We start from the raw sequence: 14,240 nt of genomic DNA on the forward strand, positions 1-14,240 counted from the left end.
TATACCCGGGAGCGCGCTGAGTCGCTTGCGGTACCCTGAGCCCATGCGAACCGTGCGCCTGCTCCTTAGCCGGCCGCGCTGACCAGGACCGGCTGAGCCCTCGGGCGGTGCCGGAGTCGGCGTGGCGTCCCCTCCTGCGAGGGGCTTTTTTGTTTTCCGCCCCCGACCCCGTCCCGGGCGGGGCCCACGGGCCGGCCTCCTGCGCGGTTCGCCAACCGACATCGATGGAGCTTGAAGGACCATGAGCGAGACGACCCCTGCGTCCGGCGCGGCCGAGACCGCGACCGAGCAGTTCCGGTACAGCGCCGCGCTGGCGGCCGAGATCGAGTCCCGCTGGCAGGACATCTGGGAGAAGGAGGGCACCTTCCACGCCCCCAACCCCACCGGTGCGCTGGCCGACCCGTCGGCCGGTGACGTCGCCGCGAAGCCGCACAGCTTCATCATGGACATGTTCCCGTACCCCTCGGGCGCGGGCCTGCACGTCGGCCACCCGCTGGGCTACATCGCCACCGACGTCTTCGCCCGCTACCAGCGGATGACCGGCCACAACGTGCTGCACACGCTGGGCTACGACGCCTTCGGCCTGCCCGCCGAGCAGTACGCGGTGCAGACCGGCACCCACCCGCGGGTCTCCACCGAGGCCAACATCGCCAACATGCGCCACCAGCTGCGCCGGCTGGGCCTGGGCCACGACCCGCGCCGCTCGATCTCCACGATCGACCCGGAGTACTACCGCTGGACCCAGTGGATCTTCCTGCAGATCTTCAACTCCTGGTACGACGAGGCCGCCCGCAAGGCCCGTCCGATCACCGAGCTGGTCGCGCAGTTCGAGTCCGGCGAGCGGCAGACCCCGGACGGGCGCCCGTGGGCGTCCCTGTCCGCCGCCGAGCGCGACGAGGCGCTGAGCGAGTACCGCCTGGCGTACGCCAAGGAGGTGCCGGTCAACTGGTGCCCCGGCCTGGGCACCGTACTGGCCAACGAGGAGGTCACCGCGGACGGCCGCTCCGAGCGCGGCAACTTCCCGGTGTTCAAGTCCAACCTGCGCCAGTGGATGATGCGCATCACCGCGTACTCCGACCGGCTGATCGAGGACCTGGACCTGCTGGACTGGCCCGAGGCCATCAAGCTGCAGCAGCGCAACTGGATCGGACGCTCCGAAGGCGCCCGGGTCGACTTCGCGGTCGGTTCCGGAGAGAAGATCACCGTCTTCACCACCCGCCCCGACACCCTGTTCGGCGCCACCTACATGGTGCTGGCGCCCGAGCACGGCCTGGTCGACTCGATCGTCCCCACCGCCTGGCCGCAGGACGTGCCCGCCGAGTGGACCGGCGGCGCCGCCACCCCCGCCGAGGCCGTCGCCGCCTACCGGGCCACCGCCGCCGCCAAGTCGGACGTCGAGCGCCAGGTCGACGCCAAGGTCAAGACCGGCGTCTTCACCGGCGCCTACGCCGTCAACCCGGTCAGCGGCGCGTCCGTCCCGGTGTTCATCGCCGACTACGTGCTGATGGGCTACGGCACCGGCGCCATCATGGCCGTCCCCGCCCACGACCACCGCGACTTCGCCTTCGCCCGCGCCTTCGCCCTGCCGATGCGCTGCGTCGTCGAGCCGACCGACGGACGCGGCGAGGACCCGACGCAGTGGGACGACGCGTTCGACACGTACGACTCCGTCATCGTCAACTCCGCCCGGGAGCAGGGCTCCGCGGGTTCCGGTGACGGGCTGACCCTGGACGGCCTGAGCGTCGTCGACGCCAAGGCCCACGTGACCGCCTGGCTGGCCGAGCGCGGCATCGGCGAGGGCACCGTCAACTACCGCCTGCGCGACTGGCTGTTCAGCCGCCAGCGGTACTGGGGCGAGCCCTTCCCGATCGTCTACGACGAGGACGGCGTCATGCACGCGCTGCCCGACTCGATGCTGCCCGTCGAGGTCCCCGAGGTCGACGACTACTCGCCGCGCACCTACGACGCGTTCGACTCCAGCTCCTCGCCCGAGACCCCGCTGTCGCGCAACGAAGCCTGGGTCAACGTCGAGCTGGACCTGGGCGACGGGCCGAAGCAGTACCGCCGCGAGACCAACACCATGCCCAACTGGGCGGGTTCGTGCTGGTACGAGCTGCGCTACGTCGACCCGGCCAACTCCTCGGCGGTCGTCGACCCGGCCAACGAGCAGTACTGGCTGGGCCCGACGGAGACCAAGCCGGCCGGCGGCGTCGACCTGTACGTCGGCGGTGCCGAGCACGCCGTGCTGCACCTGCTGTATGCGCGCTTCTGGCACAAGGTGCTGCACGACCTGGGCCACGTCTCCTCCGTCGAGCCGTTCCACAAGCTGTTCAACCAGGGCATGATCACCGCCGACGTCTACCGCGACGAGCGCGGCTTCCCGGTGCCCGCCACCGAGGTCGAGGAGCGCGACGGCCAGTACTCCTGGCAGGGCGAGCCGGTCAAGCGCGAGGCCGGGAAGATGGGCAAGTCCCTGAAGAACGCCGTCGCGCCGGACGACATCGCCGACGAGTACGGCGCCGACACGCTGCGCCTGTACGAGATGTCGATGGGCCCGCTGGACGTCTCCCGCCCGTGGGACACCCGCGCCGTCGTCGGCTCCTACCGCTTCCTGCAGCGGCTGTGGCGCAACGTCGTCTCCGAGACCACCGGCGAACTGGTCGTCACCGAGGAGACGCCGGACGAGGCGACGCTGCGCGCCCTGCACAAGGCGATCGACGGCATCCGCGGCGACATGGCCGCGCTGCGCTTCAACACGGCCGTCGCCAAGGCCATCGAGCTGAACAACTTCCTGGTCAAGCGCGGCTCGACGCCGCGCGCCGTGGCCGAGCAGCTGGTGCTGATGGTCGCGCCGCTGGCCCCGCACATCGCCGAGGAGCTGTGGCGCCGGCTGGGCCACGGCGAGTCGCTGGCGCACACCGACTACCCGGTCGCCGACCCGGCGTACGTGGTCGACGAGTCGGTGACCTGCGTCGTGCAGATCAAGGGCAAGGTCAAGGCCCGGCTGGAGGTCGCGCCGAGCATCTCGGACGCCGAGCTGGAGGCGCTGGCGCTGGCGGACCCTGCGGTGGTCACGGCGATCGGCGGCGCGGAGGTGCGCAAGGTCATCGCGCGTGCTCCCAAGCTGGTGAACATCGTCACCGGCTGATTCCGGGGCCGGGGCTGACCGGGCGGGCGTCCTTCGGGGCGCCCGCCCGGTGCCATGTGAGGGGGACGGGGACGGGCTCGGGGTCCTGTCGAGGGGGAGGGGGACGGGCTCGGGGTCCTGTCGAGGGGGAGGGGGACGGGCTCGGGGCCCTCGGGGAGATCCCGGATCTGTCCCTGATCTCGGGCCGCGGGGCCCGCTCGGGCCGCCCCGGGGAGGGCTCCGGCGCTACCGTGGAACCCTCGGCGATGAGGCCCGCGTTGGGCCCGGTGGGGGCCGAAACGGTGGCGGAAGGTGGCGCACGATGGACGTGTTCGGCGTGATGATCGGCCTGGTCCTGCTCTTCGGGATCGCGGGGGTCGTCCTGGCGGTGGTCGGCACGGTCAAGGCGGCCAAGGCCGTCGGCGCGAAGATCGAGAAGCACGAGGCGAACGCCCGGCGCGCCGTGGAGACCGCCACCCTCAAGGCGAAGACGTACACCAAGATCGGCCCGCCCGCGCAGATCGCCACCGTCCGGCTCGGCCTGCGGACCTCGCTCGACGGCACCCGGCAGGTGCTCGAAGGCGGACTCGGGCAGGACGGCCAGCTCGCCGAAGCGCTCGCCCTGCTCGCTCGGCTCGACGCCCACGCGGCGGAGCTCGACGGCGAGCTGCGGATGCTCGAACGCGAGCCGGACACCGCGCGGATCGCCGCCAAGCTGCCGGAGCTGCGCGAGCGGGCGGAACGGATCACGCACGCGGCGGAGACCATGCGCTGGGCGGCGCAGGACCGGATGCACCGGTTCGCCGAGGACGAGCTGAGCCGGCTCAGCCAGGAATGCGAGAGCGAGGCGGGGGCGCTGCGGCACTGGGACGGGGCCGGTCCTGCTCCCGCCGGTTCTGCTTCCGCCGACTCTGGTCGCGCCGGTGCAGGGTCCGGCTCGAGTGCCGGTGGCTCGGCGGAGGCGGCCGCGGGTACGGCCGCGGGTACGGCCCGGGCCGGGCTGACGGACGGGAAGGGGCGTGCGAGCGCGGAGGAGCTGTTGGGGCTCGCCGATCCGCTGGCCAAGCTGGCGCAGCGGCTGCGAAAGCCTTCGGCGGGGCCCTCGGCGGGCTGATTTCCCCGGTGCTCACCGGGCTCGGCTCTCTGAGCAGTTCGTGGGTTGGCTCGCTGGCGGTTCGCGGGTACCTCGCGTCCGCGGCGCGGTGGTCCGCCGACGGCCGCTGTTCCCGCGCACGAACGGGGAGTAACCTCCGCCTCATGCCCTCCGACCTCGCGCTTGTCACCGATTCCACGGCCTATCTGCCGCAGGAGGCCCTCGACCGGCACGGGATCACGGTGGTCCCGCTGAGCGTCGCGGTCGGTGACTCGGTCCTGAGCGAGGGCGTCGAGATCTCCCCGAAAGACGTCGCCGAGGCGCTGCACGGCAAGCAGCGGGTGACCACCTCACGGCCGAACCCGGAGACCTTCGCCGCCGCGTACCGGGCGGCCGCCGAAGCCGGGGCGAAGGGGATCGTCTCGGTGCACATCTCGGCAGAGCTGTCCGGCACCGTCGAGGCCGCCCGGCTGGCGGCCGCCGAGGCGCCCGTCCCGGTGCGCGTGGTGGACAGCCGGCTGGTCGGGATGGCGCTCGGGTACGGGGTGCTGGCGGCGGCCGAGGCGATCGCGGCCGGGCAGGGCCTGGCCGGGGCGGCCGAGGCGGCGGGCCGGCGGGCGGCGGAGACCAACGGCTTCTTCTACGTCGACACCCTGGAGCACCTGCGCAGGGGCGGGCGGATCGGGGCGGCGCGGGCGCTGCTCGGGTCGGCGCTGGCGGTCAAGCCGCTGCTGCACCTGGACGGGGGGCGGATCGAGCCGCTGGAGAAGGTGCGGACGGCGTCGCGGGCGATCGCGCGGCTGGAGGAGATCGCGGTCGAGCGGTCGGGGGAGCGGGAAGTCGACATCACCGTGCACCACCTCGCCGCCGAGGACCGGGCCGAGCCGCTCGCGGAGCGGCTGCGGGCGCGGGTGCCGGGACTGCGGGAGCTGTACGTCGGAGAGGTGGGGGCGGTGATCGGCGCGCATGTCGGGCCGGGGCTGCTCGCGGTGGTGGTCGCTCCGCGCTGACGGGGCGGGCTGGTTTCGGGCGGTTCGGGAACGGCGGGCCGAGCGCCGTGCCGGTCAACTTGTGATGGCCTTGCTCGCTCGTGTGAGTGACAATTTTTGTCCACAACCCCCGGGTTATCCACAGGCTTTCGGTAATTTCGGCGCGCTCGTCGGGGGACTCCTACCGTCCTCGGCATGACGACGATGGGCCCGGGCGCGGCGAAGCGCCAAGCGATCAACGAGACGGTGCGGCTGCGGATGGCGGCGCTGCTGCCGACGGCCGACGAGCCGGTGGGCGGCCGGGGCACGGGGGGAGGCGGGGGAGGTTCCCCGGGGGCGGCTGCGGGTGCCGCTGCGGGTGCGGTCTCGTCCGCGACGGGGGAGCTGCCGGCGACCGGGCCGCCGACGGGCGCGGCGCCGTTGCCACCGGGTGTGGGTGCGGGTGCGGGTGGCGGTGCGGGTCTGGGCGCCACCGCGGAGCCACCGGGCGCTGCTGTGGAGCCGCCGGGCGCCGGGGCGCGTCCGCGGTTCGGTTCGTTCGCTCCGGCGGTGGTGCTCGACCGGCGCGCGGTGGCCGGGCTGGTCATCCTGCTGCTGTTCGCGGTCGGCTATGCCGTCCAGCACTTCTGGCTGGCCAGACCGGAGACGGTCGCCGTTCCCGCGCTGGCGGCTGCCTCGGCGTTGCCGGGGCCGGACGCGTCGGCCCCCGCCGATGCGACGTCAGGGGTCGGTGCGGTCGGTGCCGTCGAGGCCGGTCCCGCCGTCTCGGGCGGCGCCGTGCCCGGCGCCGGCGCTGGGGTCGGCGTCGGTACGGCCGTCGTGATCGACGTCGGTGGGCGGGTCCACGCCCCCGGCCTGCACACCCTGCCCGGCGGCTCGCGGGTGGCCGACGCCCTGCGGGCCGCGGGCGGAGTGCTACCGGAGACGGACACCAAGAACCTCAACCTGGCCCGCGTCCTGACGGACGGTGAGCAGCTGCTGGTCGGCGAGCAGGCCCCTGCCCCCGCCCCGGCCCCGCCCGCCGGAACCGGCAGCGGACCCCCGGGCCCCGCCGTACCCCGACCACCCGTCAGCCTCAACCGCGCCACCCTCGAACAGCTCGACACCCTCCCCGGCGTCGGCCCGACCCTCGCCCAGCGCATCCTCGCCTACCGCACCTTGCACGGCTCCTTCCGCTCCCTCGACCAGCTCCGACAGGTCAGCGGCATCGGCACCCGTACGTACGCGGAACTCCGTCCGCTGCTCACCCTCTGACGCTTCCCGCGTCCGTCCCCCTCGCTGCGAAGGGAGGTACCGCCGTGTCCGCAGCCACCGCATCGAACCCGCCTGCCCGCTCCTCGGACGCCGACTTCCGGCTTCTGCTGCCCGCCGTCTCGGCCTGGGTGGTCACGGCGGCGCTCCTGCGCCTGGAGTCGGGGTACGAGGCCTCCGTCTTCGCGATGGCGGGCGTCGCCGCGCTCGCGGCCGCTCTGCTGCTCATCCGGCCGGGCGTCCTGCGCCGGCGCGGGGCCGCGGTGACGCTGGCCGCCGCCCTGCTCACCGGAGCGGCGGCCGCGATCGCCACCCCGCTGCACACGGCCGACCTGCACCGGGGCCCGCTGCCCGAACTCGCCCGCGCGGCCGAGCACGCCGCGCCACGGTCGCCGGCCGCGCCCGCCCCCGCCCCGGCGGTGGAGGTGGAGCTGACCGTCACGGGAGACCCCAAGGTCCACACCTCCCGGGGCGGCACCATCGGCGGGCAGGCGCTCCTCACCGTGGACGCGATGGCCGACCGCGTCGTCCTGCTCCCGGACAGGCGGACCACCCGGACGCGCACACCCGTGACCGTCATGGTCCGAGGGGCAGACAGCGAGACCTGGCAGCGGCTGCTCCCGTCCGAGCGGCTGGCCGTGGAGGCCGAGGTGCAGCCGGCGGGGGAGGGCCATGACACCGAGTCCGCGGCGCTGCTGCTCGTCCACGGCCCGCCCCGGCAGCTGGCACCGCCGAGCCTGCCGCAGCGAATCGCCGGCCGGCTGCGCGAGGGCCTGCGCGCGGCCACCGACGGGCTCCCGCCGGACGCGCGCGGGCTGCTCCCGGGCCTGGTGGTGGGCGACACCTCGCGCCTGCCCGACGACCTCGAAGACGCCTTCCAGGCCACCGACCTGGTCCACCTGGTGGCGGTCAGCGGGGCCAACCTGGCGATCGTCCTCGGCGCACTGCTCGGCGCGCCCGGCCAGGCCGGCACTGCGGAACGGCGCGGGCTGGCCGCGGTGCTGGGGCTGTCGCTGCGCACCGCCGCCCTGCTCGGCACGGGGCTGACGCTGGCCTTCGTGACCGTCTGCCGCCCCGAGCCCAGTGTGCTACGGGCGGCCGGGACGGGGCTGATCGGCATGCTGGCCCTGGCCACCGGCCGCCCCCGCCGGGCCGTGCCCGCGCTCGCCGGAGCCGTTCTGGTGCTGGTCCTGCTGGACCCGTTCCTGTCGCGCTCGTTCGGCTTCCTGCTCTCGGTGCTCGCCACGGCCGGGTTGCTCGTCCTTGGGCCGCACTGGGCCGAGGCCCTGCGGGCCCGGCGCTGGCCGCACCACCTGGCCGGCGCCTTCGCGGCGACGGCGGCCGCGCAGGCACTGTGCGCGCCGGTGACGGTGGTGCTGTCCGGGCACATCAGCCTGGTCGGCATCCCGTGCAACCTGCTGGCCGAGCTGGCGGTGGCCCCGGCGACGCTGCTCGGCTTCGGAGTGCTCGTCCTGCAGCCGCTCTTTCCGGCCCTGGCAGGCCTGCTCGCGATGCCGGCCGGCGTGCCGGCCGGCTGGCTCGCCCTGGTCGCGCGACGCGGCGCCGAGCTGCCGGGCGGCCAACTGTCCTGGCCGGGAGGTTGGTTCGGAACGGCGACAGTCGCATTGGCGGTCCTGGCAGTCTGCTGGGCGGCGCCGCTCCTGCTGCCCCGCCGGGCGGAGCCCGACATCCGGGCGCCCGTCCGCCCCCGCCCCGGGCGCCGCAGGGTGCGGGTACTGGTGACGAGCGCGTTGCTGGTGGTCCTGCTGGCCGTACTGCTGCGCCCGCCGCAACTCACCCGGATCGCCACGGGCTGGCCACCGCCGGGGTGGCGCCTGGCGATGTGCGACGTCGGCCAGGGAGACATGTTGGCCCTCGCGGCCGGTGCGCCGGACAGCGCCGTGGTGATCGATGCCGGGCCGGACCCGGACGCCGCCGACAGATGCCTGCGCGACCTCGGCATCACGACGGTGCCGCTCGTGCTGCTGACACACTTCCACGCTGACCATGTCGAGGGCATGCCAGGGGTGTTGCGGGGGCGCAAGGTCGGCGCGGTCGAGGGCACGACGCTGGACGAGCCGCCGGGCGAGGCGGCCCGGGTGAGGGGCTGGGCCGCCGGGGCCGGAGTTCTGATGCTGAGGGCCGGCCGCGGCGAACGGCGGTCGATCGGAGCGGAGTTGGCCTGGGACGTGGTGTGGCCCGTTCCGGGGGCGGACATCGAGGCGCCCGGGGCGAACAACGCGAGCGTCGCACTGATGGTGACACTGACAGGAGGACTACGGATGGCACTGCTCGGAGATCTCGAACCACCGGCCCAGTCGGCCCTGTTGGGCCGCCTGGGGAGGGTCGACGTCCTGAAGGTCGCGCACCACGGTTCGGCCCACCAGGACTGGGACCTTGCCGGCGCCCTGCGGCCCCGACTGGCCCTCATCTCCTGCGGCGAGGGCAACGCCTACGGACACCCTTCCCCGAAGACGGTCGACCGGCTGCGCGCGCTCGGCGCGACCGTGCTGCGGACCGACCGGGCGGGCGACATCGCGGTGACCGGCGACTCTCCGGCCACTCTCGGCGTTTCCGTCCACCCGCAGCCCACCCACGCGGCCCACAAGTCGCGTGCCCGCGGCGCGACCGACTCGGTGGTCCCCACCCGCCCCGGGCAGACCCCGGGCACACCGCGGGCCCCGCCCGCGTGACCCCGGCTTTCCTCCTCCTCCCAACCACGAAGTGGGGAAGGGAAAGGGGTTGGGGGTTGGGTTGGGGGAGGAGTGGAGTGGCGGGGGCGGGGCCAGGAGAAACGTTTCGGCGCGCTCCGGGCCAAGCCCGGAGCGCGCCGAAAATAGCAGGAATAAAATTGGCCCTAACTGGCCCGCCCCACAGCACTTCGCAGAGCCGGGAGCAGGGTTCCCCGGCAAGACTCGATCCGTCAGGCCTGACGGCACGATCCGCCCGGCAGGCCCGGCAGGCCCGTCAGGCCCGGCCCTCAGGCCTGCTCGCGCCAGCCCTCGTGCTCGGTGGCCAGGGCGTCGAGCGCGTGCAGCAGGGCGGGGGTCCAGCCGGTGTCCGGGGCTTCGACCACGATGAGCCACTGGGCGTCTTCGGCGTCGTCCTCGCCGGCGAGCGCGTCGCGTACGATCTCGAGCTCGCCGAGGTCGGGTTGGGTGGCGCTGAGCTCCTCGGCGGCTTCTTCGGCGGTGTCGCGGTCGGGCAGGACGAGCAGCTGCCGGGCGTGCGGGTCGTCGAGGTCCGCGAGGTCGGTGGTGTGGTTCTCGGTCACCCGGCCATTGTCCAGGCTGCCCGGCTCGGCCGATCGGGCGGGCGGGAGTGTCCGCGGCCCGTGGGATGCTGGTAGGCGATGGCCAGGAAGAGTGCACCCGACGATCTGCTCGCCCCGCTGACCCTCGCGGTCGGCCAGGAGGAGCTGCTGCTGGACCGCGCGGTCGCCCAGGTGGTGGCGGCGGCGAAGGCTGCGGACCCGGACACTGACGTACGGGATCTGCCGCCCGGCGGGCTGCAGCCCGGCAGCCTGGCCGAGCTGACCACGCCGTCGCTGTTCGCCGAGCGCAAGGTCATCGTGGTCCGCGCCGCCCAGGACCTCTCCGCCGACTCGGTGAAGGAGGTCAAGGCGTACATCGAGGCCCCGGCCGAAGAAGTGATCATGATGCTGGTGCACGCCGGCGGTGCGAAGGGCAAGGGCCTGCTGGACGCCGGGCGCAAGGCGGGCGGCCGCGAGGTGGCCTGCGCCAAGCTGACCAAGGCGAGCGAGCGGCTGGCCTTCGTCAAGGGCGAGTTCCGCACGCTGGGCCGCTCGGCGACCCCGGAGGCCTGCCAGACGCTGCTGGACGCGCTCGGCAGCGACCTGCGCGAACTCGCGGCCGCGTGCAACCAGCTGACCTCGGACGTCGAGGGCACGATCGACGAGACGGTGGTGGCCCGCTACTACAGCGGCCGGGCCGAGGCGACCGGCTTCGAGGTGGCCGACCTGGCGGTCACCGGCCGGGCGGCCGAGGCGCTGGAGCGGCTGCGCTGGGCCCTGGCCGTCGGTCAGCCGCCGACCGGCATCACCTACGCGCTGGCCTCCGGCGTGCGCAGCATCGGGCGGCTGGCGACCACCGGGCGGAACATGCGCCCAGCCGACCTGGCCCGCGAGCTGGGCATGCCGCCGTGGAAGGTCGACCGGGTCCGCCAGCAGATGCGCGGCTGGACGGGCGACGGGGTGGCCACCGCGCTGACCGCGATCGCCCAGGCCGACGCCGCCGTCAAGGGCGGGTCGGACGACCCGGCCTTCGCCCTGGAGCGCGCGGTGGTCGCCGTCGCCCGGGCCGCGCGGGCCGGCTCCCGCCCCGCGTACTGACACCCCGCCTACTGACGCCCACCGACGCGGCGGGGCCAATCGACGCGGCGGGCCCGGCGGTGCTCGGCGGGGCTCGGCGCGGGCCGACGCGAACAGCGGGGCCGGGCCGGAGGGCTACTTCTTCATGGCCCGGACGGCGTCCTGGCCGTCGGACTGCAGGGCGCTGCGCAGGTCGTCCTTGGACGGCGGCTTGGCCTTCCCCTCGGTGTAGCTGGCGCTGTAGTTGATGTAGTACGTCATCCCGCCGTCGCGGATGTCCAGCTCCGCGTAGACGCTGTGGTACTTGTCCGAGGCGTCGTCCTTGTACAGGAAGTACGCTTCCTCGCCGATCCCGGGGACGTCGGTGACCTGGTAGCCGCGGGCCCGGTACAGCTCCTTGTTGGCCGCCAGCTCGGGCGCGGGGTTGACGGCCTTGTGCAGGTCGGCGCGCAGGTAGACCGAGGCGTACTCGCTGTCGCTGTTACCGCCGGTCCGCTTGAGGCTCATCGAGCAGTTCATGCTGTCCAGGGCCGGGTGCCGGTCGGTGTGGTGGGTCGGCGCCGAGGTGTCCGAGACGGAGTACGTCTGCAGCAGCTTGGTGGGCTTCGCGGTGGCGCAGAAGTCGTCCGAGAGGTGGTAGCTGCCGAGGCTGCGCGGCGAGGAGTCGCTGCTGACCATGCCGGGGACGGCCACCACGGCGGCGGTCCAGCCGGCCGAGGCGAGTATGGCGCCGACGAAGGCCCAGACGGCGTTGCGCCGCAGGTTCCCTCCGGAGCGGGGCGGCGTCCCTGCGCCCGGAGCGGTCGGCATCCCGGGCGACGTGGGCAAGCCCGGCGGCGGACCGAAGCCCGCGGGCCCCGGCGCATGGGGCACGGGCTGCGCCCCCGGTACCGGGTGCACTCCCTGCTGCTGCGGGAAGCCGTATCCCGGCCCGTTCGGCGCCGACGGTGGCGGTGGCGGTGGCGTCGTCATGAAGTTCCCCCCTGGGCCTGGCGTCGGGGCGCTCCCCCGCACCTCGATCGCACCTGACCGACCATAGCGGCCGGACCGTGGAACGCGACAGGCGCCGCAGTGGCCTCCGGGGAGGAGGCCGACTGCGGCGCCTGCCGTACTGCTTCGTGCACCGCACCCGCGTGGCGAACGCAGGCCGCGTGCGGTGCGAGTCTCGTGCGTCTCAGGATCCGGGTAGAGGGCCGGATCGTCCTGGGACGATCGGGGGTCGGAACCCCCGGGGGCGTCAGGCCTGGACGGCCGTGTTGACGCGCTTGGTGATGGCCGACTTCTTGTTGGCGGCCTGGTTGGCGTGGATGACGCCCTTGCTCACGGCCTTGTCGAGCGCCTTGGAGGCGGCGCGGGCCAGCACGGCGGCCTTCTCGGTCTCGCCGGCGGCAGCGGCCTCACGGGCCTTGCGCAGAGCGGTCTTCAGCGAGGACTTGACGGCCTTGTTGCGCAGGCGCGCCTTCTCGTTGGTCTTGTTGCGCTTGATCTGGGACTTGATGTTCGCCACGAAGGAGCCTCAGTCTGTCTAAAGGTTCTGAACGGGATCACACCGGGCGGCCGTCGGTCCAGCTGAGAGGGCATGCCGAGGCCAGGTGCAGCTGACCACGCTACCAGGGGCCCACCGCCCGCCCCAAACCGGCCGACTCAGTGACCGGGTCACACGGGCTCGGGGGCGGCGGGAGCGCCACCCACGGGCGCGGTCGGCGCGGTCGGAGCAGACCTGCCGGACGCTGCTACGGGCCCGCCAGGCGCCGGCACGAACCCGCCAGGCATCGGAGTAGCCCTGCCAGGCACCGGAGCAGCCCCGGCGGGCACCGGTACGGGCACCGCTTCCGCGGCCGGAGCGCCGCCCTGGGCGGGGAGCGGAGCGCCGGCGCCCCGGGTGTCGGTCGGGCCGCCGGTGTGCCGCCGGAGCCAGGTGAGGAACCGCCGGCCGAGCTTCTGGAACGGCACCTCGACCAGCCGGTACATCAGGTAGCTGACCGCGAGCGTGATGGCGAGGAAGGTCAGGGTGAAGACGATCGCGAACTTGGTCGACTTCGGCGCCGGCGCCCCCTGGAACAGCCACGGCATGCCGTAGAGCCAGTCCATGCCGTCGATGACCAGCCAGTGCAGCAGGTACACCGAGTAGCTGACGGTGCCCAGCCAGGTGAGCGCCTTCGGGAAGCGCCGCTTCTTCAGCGCCATCCCCAGGATCAGCATGATCCAGGCTCCGGCGTAGGCGAAGGACCACGCCATCCAGCTGGTGGTCCAGGTCCGCCACAGGGCGTCCCCGTGGTTGTACATGCGTCCGCCGAGGACCCCGGCGAGGAAGACGAAGCCGCAGTAGGCGATGGCCTGGATGCGGTCGATCTGGCCGTGCTCCGCGCGGTAGATGACGGTTCCGGCGAACATGGTCGCGAAGATCATCATCGTTTCGAACAGCGCGGACCGGCTGCTGCCGAACGCCAGCAGGACGCCGAGCGCGCCGAGCAGCAGGGCTCCGGTGCGGGTGAGCTGGGAGTTGCCGCTGATCGCGCAGAGCAGGCCCATGGCCGCGACGAGTCCGGTGGCCAGGACCAGGTTCTCGGTCGAGAGTCCCTGCTTGGCGAGGTTCGCCGGGGCGATCACCCCGCCGAGCAGGACCGCGCAGGTGGCGAAGCCCACGGCGATCGGTCCGCTCTGCCGGTGCTTGCGGAGCACGAACAGGGCGGACACGAAGTAGTAGAACACCATCTCGTAGGTGAGGCTCCACATGATGCCGATGGCGTTGGGCACGCCCAGCAGGTCCTGGAGCAGCATGCTGTTGGCCCCGAGCGAGAGCAGCGGGCGATCGAAGACGGATCGGTCGATCAGCATGTTGTGCCCGGCCGGGAGGATCACCAGCGCCGCGACGAACCCGGCGATGAGTGCCGGGTAGATCCGGAATGCCCGGCCGACCCAGAACGCCTGCATGTCGCCTCGGCGTTCCAGGGAGGCGGGCACGATGTAGCCGCTGACCAGGAAGAACAGCATGACCCCGAACAGGCCGAGGTCGAAGTGGTGGGTCAGCGCCGTGCCGTGCGGGATGAAGAACCGCAGCCCGAAGTGGTGCATGGCCACGGCGAGGGCGGCGAGGCCGCGCAGCGCGTCCAGCCAGCCGAGCCTCGCTGGGGCCGCTGCGGCCTTGTCGTGCGGTCTGTTCCGCGCTCCGCGGCGCACGCGGCTGAGTTCGATCCGTCTCACGGCTGGGCAGATTAGCTTACCGATCGCCTGGCGGAACATATCCGCAGGCGAACCAGGTCGAGCCGACCGGGCCGGGAGGCCCCGTCCCCGACCTCAGGAGCCTCACGGACCTCAGGAGACCTCACGGACCTCAGGGCCTCACGAGTCGGGCCGGCTAGGTGTACTGACCAGTGAGGTTGGGGACGCGGCTGGCGGGTGGCTTGCCTGCGAGCGCGGTGTGTCCGCGGTGGTGATTGTAGGTGTGCA

10 protein-coding genes are annotated in these 14,240 nt (G+C 73.3%); 6 read left to right on the forward strand and 4 right to left on the reverse strand.

Annotation, left to right across the window (positions count from 1 at the left end; translation table 11 throughout):
• Positions 1-241: 241 nt before the first annotated feature.
• From leuS to ACIBEC_RS36190, 5 genes are all read left to right on the forward strand, one after another.
• Positions 242-3,148, forward strand: coding sequence for a leucine--tRNA ligase (leuS, locus tag ACIBEC_RS36170; protein ID WP_360509498.1), 2,907 nt, complete (start codon positions 242-244; stop codon positions 3,146-3,148).
• 301 nt (positions 3,149-3,449) lie between these two features.
• Positions 3,450-4,241 carry a hypothetical protein gene (locus ACIBEC_RS36175; protein ID WP_360509497.1) on the forward strand — a complete coding sequence of 264 codons (792 nt, stop codon included), beginning with the start codon at positions 3,450-3,452 and terminating at the stop codon, positions 4,239-4,241.
• Positions 4,242-4,384: 143 nt separating this feature from the next.
• Positions 4,385-5,230, forward strand: a complete 846-nt coding sequence (locus tag ACIBEC_RS36180; RefSeq protein WP_360509495.1) for a DegV family protein — start codon at positions 4,385-4,387, stop codon at positions 5,228-5,230.
• 174 nt (positions 5,231-5,404) lie between these two features.
• A complete protein-coding gene (locus ACIBEC_RS36185; protein ID WP_360509493.1) occupies positions 5,405-6,463 on the forward strand; it encodes a ComEA family DNA-binding protein in 1,059 nt (352 codons plus the stop codon).
• A 44-nt stretch (positions 6,464-6,507) separates the two neighbouring features.
• A complete protein-coding gene (locus tag ACIBEC_RS36190) occupies positions 6,508-9,153 on the forward strand; it encodes a ComEC/Rec2 family competence protein (protein ID WP_360509491.1) in 2,646 nt (881 codons plus the stop codon).
• A 287-nt stretch (positions 9,154-9,440) separates the two neighbouring features.
• On the opposite strand, the gene ACIBEC_RS36195 is transcribed toward ACIBEC_RS36190, so the two are convergent.
• Positions 9,441-9,734, reverse strand: a complete 294-nt coding sequence (locus tag ACIBEC_RS36195; protein WP_360510192.1) for a hypothetical protein — start codon at positions 9,732-9,734, stop codon at positions 9,441-9,443.
• A 78-nt stretch (positions 9,735-9,812) separates the two neighbouring features.
• Between ACIBEC_RS36195 and holA the strand changes: the two genes are divergently transcribed.
• Entirely contained in the window at positions 9,813-10,811 is a 999-nt protein-coding gene (gene holA, locus ACIBEC_RS36200; RefSeq protein ID WP_360510194.1) for a DNA polymerase III subunit delta, read from the forward strand.
• Positions 10,812-10,925: 114 nt separating this feature from the next.
• Here holA and ACIBEC_RS36205 read toward each other — a convergent pair whose 3' ends face one another.
• From ACIBEC_RS36205 to ACIBEC_RS36215, 3 genes are all read right to left on the reverse strand, one after another.
• A complete protein-coding gene (locus tag ACIBEC_RS36205; RefSeq protein ID WP_360510196.1) occupies positions 10,926-11,600 on the reverse strand; it encodes a hypothetical protein in 675 nt (224 codons plus the stop codon).
• 427 nt (positions 11,601-12,027) lie between these two features.
• Entirely contained in the window at positions 12,028-12,297 is a 270-nt protein-coding gene (gene rpsT, locus ACIBEC_RS36210; protein ID WP_045938443.1) for a 30S ribosomal protein S20, read from the reverse strand.
• Between the two features lie 149 nt (positions 12,298-12,446).
• Entirely contained in the window at positions 12,447-13,994 is a 1,548-nt protein-coding gene (locus ACIBEC_RS36215; RefSeq protein WP_360510198.1) for an acyltransferase family protein, read from the reverse strand.
• Positions 13,995-14,240 lie beyond the last annotated feature (246 nt).

Origin of the sequence: Kitasatospora sp. NPDC051164 (genome assembly GCF_044455625.1) — a bacterium.
In the GTDB taxonomy this organism is placed as follows: domain Bacteria; phylum Actinomycetota; class Actinomycetes; order Streptomycetales; family Streptomycetaceae; genus Kitasatospora.